This is a genomic window from Pelagibius sp. CAU 1746 (genome assembly GCF_039839785.1).
In the GTDB taxonomy this organism is placed as follows: Bacteria; Pseudomonadota; Alphaproteobacteria; order Kiloniellales; family Kiloniellaceae; genus Pelagibius.
In genome coordinates this window covers 133,079-149,095 of record NZ_JBDOQT010000001.1, presented here as the reverse complement: position 1 = coordinate 149,095, position 16,017 = coordinate 133,079, and the positions used below count along the sequence as shown (strand labels likewise).

The window sequence follows — 16,017 nt, the reverse complement described above, 5'->3', positions numbered from 1 at the left end:
AGAGGTTACTCCGGTATTTACACGAAAAGGTGCGGCGGGCCGGGGGAGGAGCCGGCCCGCCGCGACCCGATTAGTAGCCTTTCTGCACGCGGCCGAACTTCTTCGACCACTCCGCCTCGTTACCGTTCCAATAGGCCGGATCGGCGAAGGTGAGATTGGCCAGCTTGCCGGTGGGGTCGAAGGCCGGCAGCGTCGGGATTTTCTCGCCCAGGTCGACCTTGGTGGGGTCGAGCGCGGGCGGATAGTTCTGCCCCTCGGCCACCGCGATGGAGACCGACGGCTCCAGCATGAAGTTCAGCAGTTCCTCGCAGGCCTCCAGCGGGCTGCCCTTCAGCACCATGAGGCATTCCTGCCAGGCGTAGCTGTTGGGCGCGTCGTAGTAGGCGATGGGGTGGCCCTGCTGCTGCAGCGCGGCGATGCGGCCCGACCAGCCCTCGGTGACGTAGATCTCGCCCTCGGCCAGCAGGCTCATTAGTTCGGCGCCCGAACCCCAGTACTTCAGCGCCAGGTCGCGGTGCGCGCGGATGGCGTCCCACACGGCGTCCATGTCCTGGATGTTGTTGGGGTTCTGGTCCGTCGCCAGCGCGCCGTACCAGATGCGGGTGCGCCAGTCGCCCCAGCCGCCGATCTTGCCCTTGTACTTGGGGTCGATGAGGATCTTGGCGCCCTTGTCCTCCATCTCCTGCTTGGAGATCTTCTCGGTGTTGTAGGCCAGGCCCGTGGTGCCGTAGTCGTAGGGCGCGGCGGAGAGCTTGCCGCCGGTGACGTTGCGGAAGGGCGTCATCAGGGCCGACATGACGTACTTCAGGTTCGGGATGTTGGCTTCGTTGAGGACGACGTCGTAGCCCAGGTTCACGTAGCGGGCGTAGTCGAAGACGCCGGAGGCGTGGAAGATGTTGTATTCGCCCTCCTGGCCGGCCTTCACGCGGTTCAGGTATTCGTCGCCGCTGCCGAAGGTGCCGTCGACGACCTTGATGCCGGTCTTCTCGGTATAGGGGTCGAAGGCGTGCTTGCGGAAAGCCTCCGAGACCACGCCGCCCCAGCCGTCGAAGCGCACGCTGTCCGGCGTGGCGGCCAGGGCCTGGCGCATCAGCCCTTTCAGCGGCGCTCCGGTCACGCCGGCGGCCAGGCTGGCGGCGCCCAGCAGCGTGAGGAAGCTGCGGCGGTCGAGGCCGCCGTTGCGATAGCGTTCGAGAAGTCGTTGATAGCGAGTGGTGTTATCCATCTCCCATACCTTTCCCTGTCGTTGCGTTTGCGGGTTTGCGGTTCGTCGTTATCGGTCTGCGTTGTTCGTTATGCGGGTGCCCCTATTTGAGAGCGGCGGCCATGCGCCGGGCAATGGCGGCGCCCAGCAGGGGCACCGCGACGGTGACCACCACCATGACCGCGCCCAGCGCGTTGATCTCCGGGCTGATGGAGTTGCGCAGCATGGCGAAGATCTGGGTGGGGACGGTTTCGACGCCGCCGGGTTTCCAGAACAGGGTGCCGGTGACGTCGTCGAAGGAAATGGTGAAGGCGAAGATGACGCCGGCGAAGACCGCCGGCATGATCAGCGGCAGCGTCACCTCGCGGAAAGTGTGAAAGGCGTTGGCGCCCAGGCTGAGCGCCGCTTCCTCGAACTCGCGGCGCACCGCCACCAGACGCGCCTGCACGATCAGCACCACGAAGGGCAGGGTGAAGATGACGTGGCCGAGCAGCAGCAGGGGGAAGCTCTTCGGCATCTCCAGCCAGCGCAGGAACAGCAGCAGCGCGACGGCCAGCACCACCTCCGGCACCAGGATCGGCGCGATCAGCGCGGTGGTGATCAAACTCTTGCCGCGGAAGTCGTAGCGCACCAGGGCGAGGCTGGCGAGCACGCCCAGCGTCGCGGATATCACGGCGGTCAGGGCGCCCAGCAACATCGAGGTCTTGAAGGCCCGCACGATGGCCTCGTTGTTCCACAGCTCGACGAACCAGCGGAAACTGACGCCCTCCATGGGAAAGCTGCCGAACTGGTTGGCGTTGAAGGCCAGCAGGATGACCACCGCCACCGGCAGGAACATGAAGAGGTAGACCAGCACGGTGAAGGCGCGGATCAGGCTCCAGCTCCCGAGGAGGTTCACGGCCGGCCTCATTTGAAGCTCTTGGCCAGCTGGCCGATGCCGGCATAGCGGGTGTAGACCATCACCACGGCGCCGAGAACGAGGAGCAGGACCAGCGACAGGGCGGAGCCCAGCGGCCAGTTGAGCTGGGTGATGATCGCCTCGAAGACCAGGTTGGCGAACATGGCGTTGCGCGGCCCGCCCAGGATCATCGGCGTGATGTAGGTGCCGGCGCCCAGCACGAAGCACAACAGGCTGCCGGCGGCCAGGCCCGGCATCGACAGCGGCAGCGTCACCTCGCGGAAGGTCTGCCAGCCGGTGGCGCCCAGCGAGCGCGCGGCGTCGGCCAGGTTGGTGTCGATGCCGTCGATGCTGACGTAGATGTTGAGGATCATGAAGGGCAGCAGGAAATGCACCAGCCCCAGGATCACCGTGGCCTCGTTGTAGAGGATCTGCAGCGGCTCCGAGATGAGGCCGCTCCACAGCAGGAAGACGTTCAGCGCGCCGCTCACCCCCAGGATGTTGATCCACGACATGGTGCGGATGATGTAGCTGATCCAGAAGGGCAGCATGAGCAGCAGGATCAGGGCCGCCTTGTGACGCGTCGTCGAGCGCGCGATGAAGTAGGCCGGGATGTAGCCCAACAGGATGCAGAACAGGGTCGAAAGCCCGGCGATGCGCAGGGTCTGGATCAGGATGTCGCGGTAGAACTCGTCGGTCAGCACCTCGATCCAGTTGTCGAGGTAGAAGCCGGTCTGTTCGCCGCCGGCGGCGGTGCGCAGCCAGAAGGAATAGACCAGGATGAAGCAGACCGGTATGGCCAGCAGCAGGGTCACCGCGCTCAGGGCCGGCGACATGAGCAGCCAGGGGCGTGCCCCCGGCGCGTCCGCGTCCGCTGCTGCCATTGAAACTCGATCCTCGCTGTTCCACCCGGCTTATTGCCTGCCGGTATGAGAGGGCAGTCTTTGCCTTCGGGCTTCATTGTGCAAATAGATAAGTGCTATGCTGGTCATAGATCATATCTATGACCAGCCTGAGGAGGCCGGAATGCTTCAGGAAAGCGGCGAACGCCTGGCCCGGGAACTCGACTGGAACCTGCTGCGCACCTTCATGGTGGTGGTGCAGGAAGGCAGCGTCACCGGCGCCGCCAAGCGCCTCTACCTGCGCCAGCCCACGGTCAGCCACGCCCTGAAGCGCCTGGAGACGCGCCTCGGCAAGCGCCTCATCGAGCGCGGCCCGGCGATGTTCCGCGTCACCCCGGCCGGCGAGGTGCTTTATCGGGAATGCGTCGAGATCTACGGCAACGTCGCCCGGGTGGCGGTGCTGACCCGCGACGTGAAGGACGAGATCACCGGTCACGTGCGCATCGCCATGGCCAGCCACGTGATCTCGCCGATCTTCGACGAGGTGCTGGCCGCTTTCCATGCCCAGAACCCCAAGGCGACCTACGAGATCGAGGTCGATACCTCCTCAGAAGTGACCCGCGCAGTGCTGGAAAAATCGGCCAGCTTCGGGCTCTGTCTGGTGCACAAGCGCTCGCCGCGCCTCGATTATCAGATGATCTACCGTGAGTACTTCGGCTTCTTCTGCGGCCCGCCGCACCCGCTGTTCGGGCGCGAGGGCCTCAGCCTGGCCGACCTGAAGGGCCACGCCTCGGTCTCCTTCAAGACCGATCAGCTCGCCGATGCCCTGCGTCCGGTGGCCCTGCTGCGCGCCCAGCACGACCTCGACGACTGGGTGGTCGGCCACTCTTCCCACCTGGAGGAGGTGCGGCGCATGATCATCGCCGGCCTCGGCATCGGGCCGCTGCCGATCCACGTGGTGGCCCGCGACCTGCGCGACGGCCTCCTCTGGCGGCTGCCGCCCTACGAAGACCCGCCGGCGGTGGATATCTACCTGGTATGGAACCCCCAGACCCACCTGAACCGCGCCGAAGCCGGGCTCCTGGAGGCGCTGCGCGCGGCCATCGACGCCAAGCCGCTCAGCGCCCGCACCTACGAGTAACCCCCGGAGTCATCCGGCGCGCGCGGGAAAGCTTGCCGGTTTCAGCCGCAGCAGCCGCCGCCGGTCTGGACCGGCGGGCAGGGAACCGTTCCATAAGAGCAGAACACGCAGCAGTCTCCCGGCTGCGGCCGCAAGAGGGAGCCGCAGGCCCTGCACTCATAGAACCATTGGCAGGCGTCCGTCGGCATCAGCTCGGTGGCGGCGTGAGCGCAGCTTGGGCAGGTGATGGTGGAGTGAAGGACGACGTCGGTGGCTGGCGTTTCCATGATCGGGCTTCCAGTGTCCTCCGGTCAGCTTTCCGGGCGGGCCGGATAACCGGCATCCCCCGAAGCGGCGGCAATAGACGCGGACGTGGTGATGGCCGGATCGAAGGTGACGAAGGCCGTCTTGGCCTCGAAGTCGATCTCGACCGAACTGACGCCCTCCACGCCCTCCATCGCCTTGCGGACGGTGACGGGGCAGAGCGCGCAGAACATGTTGTCGACAGTGAAGGTGATGCTTTGGAGACTTGCCTGGCCGCCGGCGGACTGGGCCGCTGCCGGCGGGAGGGGGGAGCCCATGTGAAGCCCGATCGTCGCGAGCAGGAGAAAGCCGGCGAGGCGAGAGAGGGAAGACTTCATCAGCGGTTTGCTCCAAAGAATGAGGTCAGTAGAACAGCGGCGCCCACCAGTTGACGGTCAGCGCCGACGCTACCAGCAGGGTTGCGATCCAGAGCGCCGATTTGACGATCACGGAGGACCGGGGCCGGACGCAGCGGGTTCCTGCGGCGCAGTCCGGGGCGGTCCGGAAATAGACCTGCCGGAACCCCAGGCCGACGAAGACCAGCGCCACAATCGCGAAATAGGGCTTGAAGGGCTGCAAAGCGGTCAGGTTTCCGATCCAGGCGCCGGAAACGCCGAGGAACAGCAGGGCGAGGGGAAGGATGCAGCAGGCGGAGGCGAGGGCCGCCCCGACGACGCCGCCCGCGGCGAACCATCCCGGCCGATGGTCGGGTGCGGTATCGGGGGTTTCCGGCAAGGCCGCTGCGGCTTGCTTCTCGCTCATATCATTCGGCTCTCGAATTCAGGCTGAATTGATCCTAAAGTCTGTAGTAACTACAGACTCAAGGAGTTTCGGGCGATGATGGCATTCAGTCCGGATAAAGGCCTCTTGCGGGCCGAACTGGCCCGCCGGACCGGCTGCAACCTGGAGACCATCCGTTACTACGAGAAGATCGGCATGATGCCCGATCCGCCGCGGAGCGGCGCCGGGTACCGCGTCTACGATGCGGGTCATGTGTCCCGCCTGCGCTTCATCCTGCGAGCACGTGAACTCGGCTTTTCGATCGAAGAGACGCGGGGGCTGCTGGGGCTGATGGATCGCGGCGCGCAGACCTGCGCCGAAGTAAAGCAACGCACGGAGCGTCACCTGGCCGACGTGCGGGCCAAGATTGCCGACCTCAGGCGCATCGAGCGGATCCTGGCCGAGACCGCATCGCAGTGTTCGGGCGACGAGGTACCGGAATGCCCGGTATTGGATTCACTGGGGTCTCAGGTCTGAGAGCCCAGGCCGTCTCGCCGCTTGAGGCGCAGACCGCCGCTTCGTGCTAACTCAGTCGACGAGGCCGGCCTTGCGGCAGGCCAGGCCGGAAAGGGCGAGATCGCCCAGGGCGTGGCCGCGAAAGACGAAAGCGGTGCGCTCAGCGTCGGTCCTGCGGCCATCGATCTTGCCGAGAACCAGTCCGGCCAGGTCTCCCGATACCGTCTCGGGCGGCGCCAGCTTGTTCGGCAGCGCGGCTTCCTGCGCCATGTCGTCGATGACCAAGCGGTCGAGGGCCGCGAAGCTCTCCTTCTTCCAAGGCGCGGCGAGATCGGTCACCGCGGCGAAGGCGCCGGGCTTCAGCCGCCCGGCGTCCAGGAAGGGCTCCAGCTCTGGCGAATAGGTCACGGAAGTGACGAGCAGGTCGGCCGGCCCGGCGGCCTCCTCGGGGGAGGCGCAGACCGCCGCCGGCAAGCCCAGGGCCGCGGCCGCTTCGCTCAGCAGGTCGATGTTTGCTCTGCCGCGGGCGAAGATTCTGACCTCCTTCAGCGGGAACATGTCGGCGAAGGCGGCGAGATGGCTGCGCGCCTGTACGCCCGCGCCGATGAAGGCGGCGACGGCGGAGTCCTTCCTCGCCAGGTGCTTGGCGGCGGTGGCGCTCAAGCCGGCGGTGCGTACGGCGGTGATCCAGTTGCCGTCCAGGATGGCGGCGGGCAAGCCGGTTTCGCTGTTCAGCAGGGTGACCAGCCCGTTGATCTGCGGCAGGCCGCGGTCGGTGTTGCGAGGGTTGAGCACCACCGTTTTCACCGCCAACAGCGCCGGATTGTCGGCGGCCGCCAGGGCGGCCATCATGTAGCGGCCGTCGCCGGGCTGGATCACCGCCTTGGGTGCGCTCCAGACGCTCGCGCGGGCGCTGCCGGCGATCATGGTTTCGATGCTTTCGATGACTTCGCCGGTGGTGATGCCCAGGCCGGCGAGCGCTTCCTCGGACAGGTAGGGAATGTTCTCGATATCAGGCATGAGCCGAAGCTAGCACGAAAGCGGCCGCAGTTGCCCAGCGGCGCTCCTGCGAAGCCCGCAGCCTGCCTGGGAAAATCGCGTTAACTATTTATAAAGGTTGAGAAAAATTTACGCTCGCTGCATCATGTGATTTGGGGACCGGGCAGCCGGAGTTGGTAGAGGAGACGTTCGAGGGGGATGTGTTCCACCGGGCGCGCTCTTCCGATAGGGAAGGCCAGCCCCTAGCGAGGATGCCAGGCGGTGTCGGACGATACGCTGAAGGCAACCGAGCCGGCGGTGCCGCGGGAAACTCCCGCCAAGCCGCGCCGGCGGCCACCTTTCGGACGCGGCTGGCGGCGCATCGCCGCCCTTGGGTCGACTCTCTGCCTGCTGACCGCGCTGGGCAGCCTGGCCGTCATCGAGGCCAAGACCTCCGCCTTGCAGTCCACGTTCTTTTCCCGCCTGGCCGGCGAGATGACCTTCCGCGTCGGCGCAGGGCCGAGCGACGCCATCGCTTTTCCCCAGGACGGGCCCTATGACCGGCGGCTCGGCTATGTCGGTCTGCCGGAGTTCATCGAGAGCCTGCGCGGCGAGGGCTACCGTGTCGAAACCCAGGCCCGGGTTTCCGAGCGCTTCGGCTGGTATTTCCAGCAGAGCGGCATCGCGCCCTACCGCGCCAAGTCGCGCTCCGGCCTCGCGCTGCTCGACCGCGACGGCGAAGCGGTCTTCGTCTCGCGCACGCCCGAGCGCGCCTTCGAGACCTTCGAGGCGGTGCCGCCGCTGCTCGTCAAGACGCTGCTCTTCATCGAGAACCGCGAGCTCCTGACGCCGCGCTTCCCGCGTGCCAATCCGGCGGTGGAGTGGGACCGCCTGGCCGTCGCCTTCGCCGACCTGGTGGTGAAGAAGACGGTGACCGGCGGCCAGAGCCCGGGCGGCAGCACCCTGGCCACGCAGATGGAGAAATTCCGCCACTCGCCGGAAGGCCGCACCGACAGCGTGGTGGAGAAGCTGCGCCAGATGATCTCCGCCAGCCTGCGCGGCTACCTCGGCGGGCGCGACACCACCGCGGCGCGCCGCCGGATCGTCGTCGACTACCTGAACTCCACGCCGCTGGCCGCGCGGCCGGGCTACGGCGAGGTGATCGGTCTCGCCGACGGTCTCTGGGCCTGGTTCGGCACCGACTTCGAGACGCTGCGCGACAGCCTCGCCGCCCCCGCCGCCGGCGGCGCGGCACTGCAGCGCCAGGCGGTCGTCTACCGCCAGGCGCTCAGCCTGCTCATCGCCCAGCGCCGGCCCTCCGAGTACCTGCTGACCGGCCACGCGGCCCTGGACAACCTGGTCGACAGCCACCTGCGGCTGCTGGCCCAGGCCGGGGTTATCGACGCGTCCCTGCGCGATGCGGCCCTGGCCCGGCGCAACGGCTTCATGACGACCCTGCCGGCCTCTGCCTCTCCGGCCTCGGCGCTGTCCTGGAAGGCCGCCTCGACGCTGCGCGCCCGTCTGCTCGGCCAGCTCGGCCTGGCCTCCTTCTACGACCTCGACCGCCTGGACCTGACGGTGGAGACGACCCTGGACAGGAAGGTGCAGGAGGCCGTTACCGCCGCCCTCAAGAGCCTCTCCGAGCCCGCTGCCTTGAAGGAAAGGGGGCTGGACGCGCCGCGCCTGCTGGACCGCGGCGACCCGGCCAAGGTGATCTACAGCCTGCTGCTCTACGAACGCGGCGACGACCGCAACCAGTTGCGCCTGCAGGCCGACAACTACGATGGGCCCTTCGACGTCAACGAGGGCACCAAGCTGGATCTCGGCTCTACGGCCAAGCTGCGCACCCTGGTCAGCTATCTCGAGATTGTCGCCGAGCTGTATGAGAAGCTGCACGGCCAGCCGGTCGAGGCATTGCGTGCCCGGGCCGCCCAGGGCGACGCCCTCTCGCGCTGGGCCGCCGCGGTACTGGCCGGGCGTCCCGATCTGGATCTGCGCGGCCTGCTGGCCGCGGCCATGCAGCGGCGCTATTCGGCCAGCCCGCAGGAAGGCTTTTTCACCGGCGGCGGGCTGCATCACTTCGTCAACTTCGACAAACGCAGCGACGGCCGCGTCATGACTGTGGCCGAAGCCCTGCACAACTCGGTGAACCTCGTCTTCATCCGGCTGATGCGCGACGTGGTGCGCTACCACGTCGCGCAGATCGTCGCCGAGCAGGGCGATCCGCGCGATCCGGCCTCGCCCCTGCGCGACGGCTACCTCAGCCGCTTCGCCGACCGCGAGGGCAAGGAGTTCATGCTCGGCTTCTACGACGCCTACCGCGGCCTCGACCGTGACGAGATCCTGGAGCGCCTGTCGCGCCGGGCGCGGCAGTCGGCGGCCGCGCAATCGGTGATCTTCCGCTCCCTGCGGCCCGAGGCCGGGCCGGCGGCGCTGGGCGATTTCCTCAAGGAGCGGCGGCACGGCCGCGCGCTGAGCGACGGCGCCCTGCGCGATCTTTACGACAGCTACGCGCGCGAGAGCTTTTCGCTCAACGACCGCGGCTACATCGCGAAGGTCCATCCGCTGGAGCTCTGGCTGGCCGCCTACCTCAGCCGCACGCCGGGCAGCACCTTCGCCGAAGCCGTGACCGCCGGCGCCCAGGCCCGCCAGGACGCCTATAGCTGGCTGTTCCGCGCCAAGATGCGGCGCGCCCAGGACCAGCGCATCCGCATCCTGCTGGAGGAGGAGGCCTTCCAGCGCCTGGCCGTCACCTGGCAGCGTCTCGGTTATCCTTTCGACTGGCTGGTGCCGTCCTACGCCACGGCCATCGGCAGCTCGGGCGACCGCCCGGCCGCCCTGGCCGAGCTGATGGGCATCATCCTGAACGACGGCCTGCGCCTGCCGAGCGGCCGCTTCGAGCGCCTGCGCTTCGCCGAGGGCACGCCCTTCGAGACCGTGATGCGCCTGCAGGTGCCGCCGGGCGAGCGGGTGCTGCGCGCCGCGGTGGCCGCCACCCTGCGTCAGGCGTTGGTCGAGACCGTCGAAGAAGGCACCGGCCGCCGGGTCAGCGGCGCCTTCGCCGATGCCGCTGGCAACCGCCTGGTCGCCGGCGGCAAGACCGGCACCGGGGATCACCGCTACGAGCGTTTCGGGCGCAACGGCGAGCTGATCTCCTCGCGGGTGGTGAACCGCACGGCGACCTTCGTGTTCTTCCTGGGGGACCGTTTCTTCGGCGTCATCTCGGCCCACGTGGCCGGACCGGAGGCCGCCGGCTACGGCTTCACCTCGGCGCTGCCCACGCAGTTGCTGAAGTCCCTGGGTCCGCAGCTCCAGCCGCTGTTGGAGCGCGCGCCGGCGCCGCCGGCCCCGCGGCTGGTCGACGATGGGGAGGAGACGGTGCCGCCGCGCCCGGGCGCGCCCTGCTACCGCACGCGGGAGAACCGCTGGAACTGCACTCTGACGGAGGTGCCGCAGTCGGCCTCGGCAGCGGGCGCGCGCGGCAAAGCCCTCGCGGCCCAGTAACCGCGGCCCAGTAACCGCGGCCCAGTAAACGCGGCACTGCAAGGCACGTCAGTAGCGGCTGGGGTCCTGCTCGTCGGGCAGGCGTTTCAGGAAATCACGGTAGACGGCGTCCTTGGAACGCTCGTGCAGCGCCGCCAGGGCGGCCACCGGATTTTCGTCGTAGTCGATCCGGAGATTGAGGGCGGCGCCGCTGCCGCCGTCGACCAGCAGCGCCGCCGCAAGGCGTGGGTCGCCGGTGCAGCCGGCCAGCCTGCCCAGCTTGTCCTCGGTGATGGGCGCCAATGCCGCCGCCGGGCCGCTGCGGTTCTAGAGCAGATCGGGGTCGGCTGGAATCGCCAAAGGCGATCCACCGGCCCCGTAAATCCGATCTAGTGGCGCCTGCTGTGCTGCGGCGGGCTGGAGGCGCGGGCGAGCAGCGGGCTTTCCAGCACCCGTTCCGCCGGCAGAATCGCGCTCACGCGGGTGCCGAAGCCCCGGCGGCTGGCGATGGTCAGGCGGCCGCCGTGCAGTTCCACCAGGTTGCGCGTAATCGGCAGGCCCAGGCCGGTGCCGCGGTCGCGCGAGCGCACATAGGGGCTGCGGATCTGGCTGAACAGCCCCATGGCCTCGGGGATCTGGTCCTCGTCCATCCCGCAGCCTGTATCGGAGACGGTGATCTTGTAGTCGCCGCTTTCCGTCACCTCGGCGCTGAGTGTGACCTGCCCGCCATCCGGCGTGAACTTGATGGCGTTGGACAGCAGGTTGAGAACGATCTGGTCGAGCTTCACCGGATCGGCGCGCAGCAGCCGTGCCGAATGCCCGATGTCGCAGGCGAGCCGCAGTCCGTGCGCCTGGGCCGTGGGTTCCTCGGCGCGGAGGGCTGCCTTCAGCAGGCTGTGGATGTCGACGGTCTGCTCGTCCAGTTCCTCGCGGCCGGCCTCGATCTTGGAGAGGTCGAGCAGGTTGTTGATCAGGGACAGCAGGTGGCGGCCCGAGTTGCGGATGGTCGCCAGGTAGTCTTCGTAGCGCGGGTTCTCGATCCTGCCGAAGGCGCCTTGCTGCATCATCTCGGTAAAGCCGATGATGGAGTTGAGTGGCGTGCGCAACTCATGACTCATCTTGGCCAGGAACCTCGATTTCGTCTCGCTGGCCAGCTCCGCCTGCTGCTTGGCCATCAGCAGCGCCCGCTCGGTGCGTTTGCGCAAGGAGATATCGCGCAAGGTCGCCAGCACGGCCGGCTGCCCGTTCCAGATGGTCCGGGTAATGCGCAGGTCGACCACCGTGTCGCTGGCGCGGCTGCGGCCGATGACGATCTCCATCGTATTGCCTCTGTCGATCGGGATGCCCGGATGGCGGCCCAGCAGGCTGACCGGATCGCAGTTGAACAGGCGCGCGGCGGCGGGATTGGCGAAGGCGACATGGCCATCCTGGTCGAGCACCAGCATGGCGTCGCAACTGTCCTGCACCAGGGCCTCGAAGCGGCTTCCCTTTCCCTGGGCCTCGCGCAGGCGCTTTTGAATCTGACAGCTCCGGGCGAAGCGCTCGACGCGGAACTTCAGACGGTGGCGGAAGACGGGGTCCGCGAGGTCGGACTTCAGGATGTAGTCGTAAGCCCCCTGGCGCACGGCATTCATGGCGGCGGGCAGATGGTCGTTGTCGGCCAGCATGATCAGGGGCGCGGCCGGCGCGCTGCCGGAGATCAACTTGAGCATGTCGACCGGGCGGCAACCGCTGAAGCCGGCTTCCATCAGCACCGCGGCGATGCCGTCCCCGCGCAGGGCCGTGGCGGCGTCAAGCAGATTGCCCGCCCAGACGATCTCTTCCTTGGTCACGGCGGCGGCGCCCCGGCGCGCGGCAGCGGCGCCCCCGTGCGGCGGCCCGGCCAGGGCGGCCTGCAAACGGACGGCCTCTTCGTTGCCGTCCGACATCAGGAGGTAGAGCGTCGGTCTGTCCATTTACCGGATCCTAACCAAGCTTAACTTCTGGGTTACGCCCAATTGATTAATGCCTGGTAAAAGATCTAGACCGGGTGACTATTGTGTGTTGTCGCCCTTGCCGGGGTCCGGTCGTCCGCTGAGCCGCTGCTGAAGGGTGCTGTGCGCCAGGACGGTCGAAATTTTCCCTGTAATATCAGTTCGCTTTGGTGCTGGCCGCGAGGGGATCCCCGATGACCGTCACTGCCGGATCCTTCGCCGAATCTCAGAATGGGCCTTAGTTCCTAATTTTCTTGGAGCTTTCTAGTCCCAATTTTCACACGAGATGCCACAGGTGGAATCGTTGATCGGCGCCGGGGCGCTGCGATACTCGAACGAAGCGTTCCCCTGCTCTTGGAAGAAGGCAGGCTCGGAAACGGGACAAGAGGGCGGAAAGGCTGCAAGGAATGGAGATGCCGCAACGCAGTGCATCGCAGTGGATCACGCCAAGCGGTCTGCGTGTCGGCCAGCGCTTCCAGGAGATGCGCAAGGCGGCTCGGCAGTGGGAGGTGGAGTGTTTTTTCACCGACTCCCGGGCCGTGCGTCATGTCTGCCTGCGCGACATCCTCGACCCTTCCCGCCGGGTCACGCTTGCCTGTTCTTCCCTGATGGACCGCGGCAGGTTCCGCCCCTTGGACGTGAGGCTGCGCCGGACGTTCTAGTGCCGCCGGCGATCACCGCTGCGCAAGGGCGCAGCGCCAGGGTGAGGCCCTGCGCGCGAATTGAATTTGTCCCGTCTTCGCACAATCGTTAACGAATGCTTCAGGGCACTGGGGCATTCTTGAGGCATGTTTTCTTCATTGTTCAGGCGTTTTTCATCCCCTTGTTCCGATCGCCGCCTCGAACCGCGCGGCACCGAGGTCGATGGCCATGTTTTCATCGACGGCGAAGCTTATCCCCTGAAAGACTGGTCGCGCCGCGGCTTTTCGGCCGGCGCCTACGGTGCCGAGCACTACCCCGGCGACAAGATCGCGCTAACCGTCGAGCTGAACGTCGAGGGCGCGGCCCTGGCCTTCGACTGCCGGGCGGTGGTCGTCTGGGTCGACCGCGAGCGCCGGGAACTGGCTGGAGTCTTCACCGACCTGGATCTGCGGGTTCAGGAAAAGATCATGCGCGCGCTCTTCGCGCAGCGCGCCGATGCCCAGAATCTCGGCGCTCCGCTGCACGCCTGAGCCTCCCTTTGACAGCGTAAAGCCGCCGGCGGCGCTATTTGCGCAGCGGCAGTTCGGCCAGGATGGCGCGCTTCTGCTCGGCCGTGAGGATCGGCCAGTTGCGGATCTCGTCGACATGGCGCAAGCAGCCGATGCAGCGGTCCGTCCGGGGGTCCACCTGGCACACCGAGATGCAGGGCGAGGGCACCGAAGTGTCGAAGACGCGCTGCGGGCGCGGTCGCCGCCGGGGCCTGGAATCGTCGCTGTCGGTCACGGGGCGCGGCCCCTCCTTACGCAAAAGTGATCCGCCGGCTCCCGCCGGCTTTTGCCTCCAACAGGCGCAAGTCCGGGGGAAAGGCGCGCCCCCGGCCAACCGCAGGGCCAATAGCAGGCTCAGAGGCCCGTTTTCAAGCCCGCAGCACCCGCTTATGATCTGGGACCTACTCCGGTTGCCCCGCCGCTCGCAGCCGACGCAATGACAGTAGAGGAACCAGCATGGTCCGGCGCCTGCGGCTGATCAGCGGCCTTACCCTTTTCTTCTATGTCCTGACGCACCTCTTGAACATGGCGCTGGGGGCCGTGTCCTTTCCTGTGCTGGAGGCAGGGCGGGAGGTCTTCGTCGCCTTCTGGCGCGGCCTGCTGCCCACTGTGCTGCTCTACACGGCGCTGCTGGTCCACCTCAGCCTGGCCTACTACGCGATCTTCAAGCGCGACCGCCTGGTCATGCCGCCGCTCGACGCCCTGCGCTACCTCTTCGGCGTGCTGATCATTCCCCTGGCCGCATTGCACATTCTCGGCACCCGGCTGGTGCACGAGATCTACGGCGTCGACGACAGCTATCTCTACATCGTCGCGGTGCAATGGGGCTTCAATCCGCGCGACGCCCTGCAGCAGACCTTGCTGGTGCTGGTGGTCTGGACCCACGGCTGCATCGGCCTGCACCTCTGGCTGCGCCTCAAGGGCTGGTACCCGCGTTTCGCCCCCTATGGCCTCGCCTCGGCGGTCCTGCTGCCGGCGCTGGCGCTGGCCGGCTATCTGGCGGCCGGCCGCGAGGTGCTGCGCCGCGCCGCCGAGAATCCGGACTACATCGCCCAGCTTCTGGTGCTGAGCAATGCTCCCTCGGCGGCAGAACGCGCCGACGTGCTGGCGCTGCGCGACGCTGTGGTGATCGGCTTCTTCGTCTTGCTGGCCCTCACTCTGGCCGCCCGCGGACTGTGGCGCCTGTGGCAGCATCGCCAAGGCATGGTCCGGCTCAGCTATCCCGGCGGGCGCAGCGTCAGCGTGCGCAAGGGCGTCACCATCCTGGAGGCGAGCCGCAGCGCGCGGGTGCCTCACGCCTCGGTCTGCGGCGGGCGCGGGCGCTGTTCCACCTGCCGGGTGCGCGTCGGCCGCGGCGGCGCCAGCCTGCCGGCGCCGGGGCCGGAGGAACGCCGGGTGCTGGCCCGCGTCGGCGCCGCGCCCAACGTGCGTCTGGCCTGCCAGACCGGGGTCTTCGCGGACTGCGAGATCACGCCGCTGTTGCCGGCCACCGGCGGCCCGGCCCTGGCCCAGCCGCGCGCCGGCTACCTGCAGGGCGACGAGCGCGATATCGCCATTCTCTTCGCCGACCTGCGCGGTTTTACCGCGCTGTCGGAAGACCGCCTGCCCTACGACGTGGTCTTCGTGCTCAACCGCTATTTCACCGCCATGGGCACGGCGGTGGAGGAAGCCGGCGGACGCATCGATAAGTTCATCGGCGACGGCGTCATGGCGCTGTTCGGGATCGAGCAGGGCGTAGAAGCGGGCAGCCGCAATGCCCTGGAGGCGGCGCGGCGCATGGCCGAACATCTGGAGGAACTGAACCGTAGTCTGGCCGCCGACCTGCCGGAGCCTCTGCGCATCGGCATCGGCCTGCACAGCGGCGCGGTGATCGTCGGCGAGATGGGCTATGGTCCGGCAACCTCGCTCACCGCCATCGGGGACGCGGTGAACACGGCCAGCAGGCTGGAAGCGCTGACCAAGGACTACGAGGCCCAGCTCATCGTCTCGGCGCCGCTGGCCGCCCATGCCGGCATCGATCTGGCGGACTTCCCGCACCAGCAGATCGACGTGCGCGGCCGCAGTCAGCCGCTGGACATCCATGTCTTGAAGAGCGCCCTCGACCTGCCGGCGGCCGCGCCGGCGACGCCCCGCGCGGCGGAGTAGACAGGCCGCCGCAAGGCCGAAGCGATGCCCCTCTCCCACCAAGGAAAAGGGGCGAGGGGAAAGGGGCGAGGGGCGAGGGGAGGCGCGGCGTTAGCTGCCGGCCTTGGCCTTGTATTCGGCGATGGCGTTCTTCAGCTCGGTGTATTCCTCGCAGCCGAAAAAGCAGGCGCCGTCCAGCACGTCGAGGCGTTCTTCCGCCTTTTCCAGGTCGCCGAGAATCAGGTAGAGCTCGCCCAGATACTCGTTGGCGCCGCGGTGGCGCGGCTCGAGGGCCAGGGCCTTCTGATAGTGGGCCAGGGCCGCGTCGTTGTTGCCGAGCTGCCTGTTGCTGTAGCCGAGGTAGTTGAAGGCATCGGCGTTCTTGTCATCCTTGGCGACCACTTCTTCTAAGAGCGGGATGGCCTCCGAGTACTTGCCGTTCTCGACGAGTTGCTTGGCGGCGGCGTAGGTCGGGTCCGCCGGCTTGTCGGCGCTGCCGCTGTCGCCGCCCATGGCATAGGCGCCGCCGCCGGCCAGGATACCGGGCAGGGCACCCGTAAGCGCCAGGGTGAGGGCGAAGGGGGTGATCAGTTTCAGAATCCGGTTCATCGCTTCCTCTTCCGTTCAGAACGATCGGGTCGCATCAAGCGGTTGCAACGGCGTCCG

General features: G+C 67.5%; 17 protein-coding genes. 6 read left to right on the top strand and 11 right to left on the bottom strand.

Annotated elements, in window-relative coordinates; genetic code table 11:
* Positions 1-70 precede the first annotated feature (70 nt).
* The 3 genes from AAFN88_RS00695 to AAFN88_RS00685 form a co-directional block, all read right to left on the bottom strand.
* Positions 71-1,225 carry an extracellular solute-binding protein gene (locus AAFN88_RS00695; protein ID WP_347517577.1) on the bottom strand — a complete coding sequence of 385 codons (1,155 nt, stop codon included), beginning with the start codon at positions 1,223-1,225 and terminating at the stop codon, positions 71-73.
* 82 nt (positions 1,226-1,307) lie between these two features.
* Entirely contained in the window at positions 1,308-2,102 is a 795-nt protein-coding gene (locus tag AAFN88_RS00690; protein WP_347517576.1) for an ABC transporter permease, read from the bottom strand.
* An 8-nt stretch (positions 2,103-2,110) separates the two neighbouring features.
* The gene (locus AAFN88_RS00685; RefSeq protein ID WP_347517575.1) at positions 2,111-2,986 is read right to left on the bottom strand and encodes an ABC transporter permease; all 876 of its coding nucleotides are present in this window, start codon (positions 2,984-2,986) and stop codon (positions 2,111-2,113) included.
* 142 nt (positions 2,987-3,128) lie between these two features.
* Here AAFN88_RS00685 and AAFN88_RS00680 point away from each other — a divergent pair, with 142 nt between their 5' ends.
* Complete coding sequence (locus AAFN88_RS00680; RefSeq protein WP_347517574.1) at positions 3,129-4,085, top strand: LysR family transcriptional regulator; 957 nt, start codon at positions 3,129-3,131, stop codon at positions 4,083-4,085.
* A 41-nt stretch (positions 4,086-4,126) separates the two neighbouring features.
* Here AAFN88_RS00680 and AAFN88_RS00675 read toward each other — a convergent pair whose 3' ends face one another.
* Genes AAFN88_RS00675 through AAFN88_RS00665 form a run of 3 tightly spaced genes read right to left on the bottom strand, consistent with a single transcriptional unit; the run spans position 4,127 to position 5,129 of the window.
* The gene (locus AAFN88_RS00675) at positions 4,127-4,351 is read right to left on the bottom strand and encodes a GDCCVxC domain-containing (seleno)protein (protein WP_347517573.1); all 225 of its coding nucleotides are present in this window, start codon (positions 4,349-4,351) and stop codon (positions 4,127-4,129) included.
* Between the two features lie 24 nt (positions 4,352-4,375).
* Entirely contained in the window at positions 4,376-4,705 is a 330-nt protein-coding gene (locus AAFN88_RS00670; protein ID WP_347517572.1) for a heavy-metal-associated domain-containing protein, read from the bottom strand.
* Between the two features lie 25 nt (positions 4,706-4,730).
* Entirely contained in the window at positions 4,731-5,129 is a 399-nt protein-coding gene (locus AAFN88_RS00665) for a mercuric transporter MerT family protein (protein ID WP_347517571.1), read from the bottom strand.
* 75 nt (positions 5,130-5,204) lie between these two features.
* On the opposite strand from AAFN88_RS00665, the gene AAFN88_RS00660 reads away from it, so the two are divergent.
* Positions 5,205-5,624 carry a helix-turn-helix domain-containing protein gene (locus tag AAFN88_RS00660; RefSeq protein ID WP_347517570.1) on the top strand — a complete coding sequence of 140 codons (420 nt, stop codon included), beginning with the start codon at positions 5,205-5,207 and terminating at the stop codon, positions 5,622-5,624.
* 51 nt (positions 5,625-5,675) lie between these two features.
* Here the strand turns inward: AAFN88_RS00660 and AAFN88_RS00655 are convergent, their stop codons facing one another.
* Positions 5,676-6,623 (bottom strand): hypothetical protein, encoded by a 948-nt coding sequence (locus AAFN88_RS00655; protein WP_347517569.1) that lies wholly within the window; start codon positions 6,621-6,623, stop codon positions 5,676-5,678.
* Positions 6,624-6,863: 240 nt separating this feature from the next.
* On the opposite strand from AAFN88_RS00655, the gene AAFN88_RS00650 reads away from it, so the two are divergent.
* Positions 6,864-10,085 carry a transglycosylase domain-containing protein gene (locus AAFN88_RS00650; RefSeq protein ID WP_347517568.1) on the top strand — a complete coding sequence of 1,074 codons (3,222 nt, stop codon included), beginning with the start codon at positions 6,864-6,866 and terminating at the stop codon, positions 10,083-10,085.
* A 48-nt stretch (positions 10,086-10,133) separates the two neighbouring features.
* Here the strand turns inward: AAFN88_RS00650 and AAFN88_RS00645 are convergent, their stop codons facing one another.
* Positions 10,134-10,367, bottom strand: a complete 234-nt coding sequence (locus AAFN88_RS00645; protein WP_347517567.1) for a hypothetical protein — start codon at positions 10,365-10,367, stop codon at positions 10,134-10,136.
* Between the two features lie 86 nt (positions 10,368-10,453).
* Complete coding sequence (locus tag AAFN88_RS00640) at positions 10,454-12,019, bottom strand: ATP-binding protein (protein ID WP_347517566.1); 1,566 nt, start codon at positions 12,017-12,019, stop codon at positions 10,454-10,456.
* A gap of 431 nt (positions 12,020-12,450) precedes the next feature.
* Here AAFN88_RS00640 and AAFN88_RS00635 point away from each other — a divergent pair, with 431 nt between their 5' ends.
* Entirely contained in the window at positions 12,451-12,699 is a 249-nt protein-coding gene (locus AAFN88_RS00635; protein ID WP_347517565.1) for a hypothetical protein, read from the top strand.
* A gap of 126 nt (positions 12,700-12,825) precedes the next feature.
* On the top strand, positions 12,826-13,209 hold the full coding sequence (locus AAFN88_RS00630) for a hypothetical protein (protein WP_347517564.1): 384 nt from the start codon (positions 12,826-12,828) through the stop codon (positions 13,207-13,209).
* Positions 13,210-13,243: 34 nt separating this feature from the next.
* Here AAFN88_RS00630 and AAFN88_RS00625 read toward each other — a convergent pair whose 3' ends face one another.
* Entirely contained in the window at positions 13,244-13,462 is a 219-nt protein-coding gene (locus AAFN88_RS00625) for a DUF1289 domain-containing protein (RefSeq protein WP_347517563.1), read from the bottom strand.
* A 221-nt stretch (positions 13,463-13,683) separates the two neighbouring features.
* Between AAFN88_RS00625 and AAFN88_RS00620 the strand changes: the two genes are divergently transcribed.
* On the top strand, positions 13,684-15,372 hold the full coding sequence (locus AAFN88_RS00620; protein WP_347517562.1) for an adenylate/guanylate cyclase domain-containing protein: 1,689 nt from the start codon (positions 13,684-13,686) through the stop codon (positions 15,370-15,372).
* Positions 15,373-15,462: 90 nt separating this feature from the next.
* Here the strand turns inward: AAFN88_RS00620 and AAFN88_RS00615 are convergent, their stop codons facing one another.
* Positions 15,463-15,960, bottom strand: a complete 498-nt coding sequence (locus tag AAFN88_RS00615) for a tetratricopeptide repeat protein (RefSeq protein ID WP_347517561.1) — start codon at positions 15,958-15,960, stop codon at positions 15,463-15,465.
* Positions 15,961-16,017 lie beyond the last annotated feature (57 nt).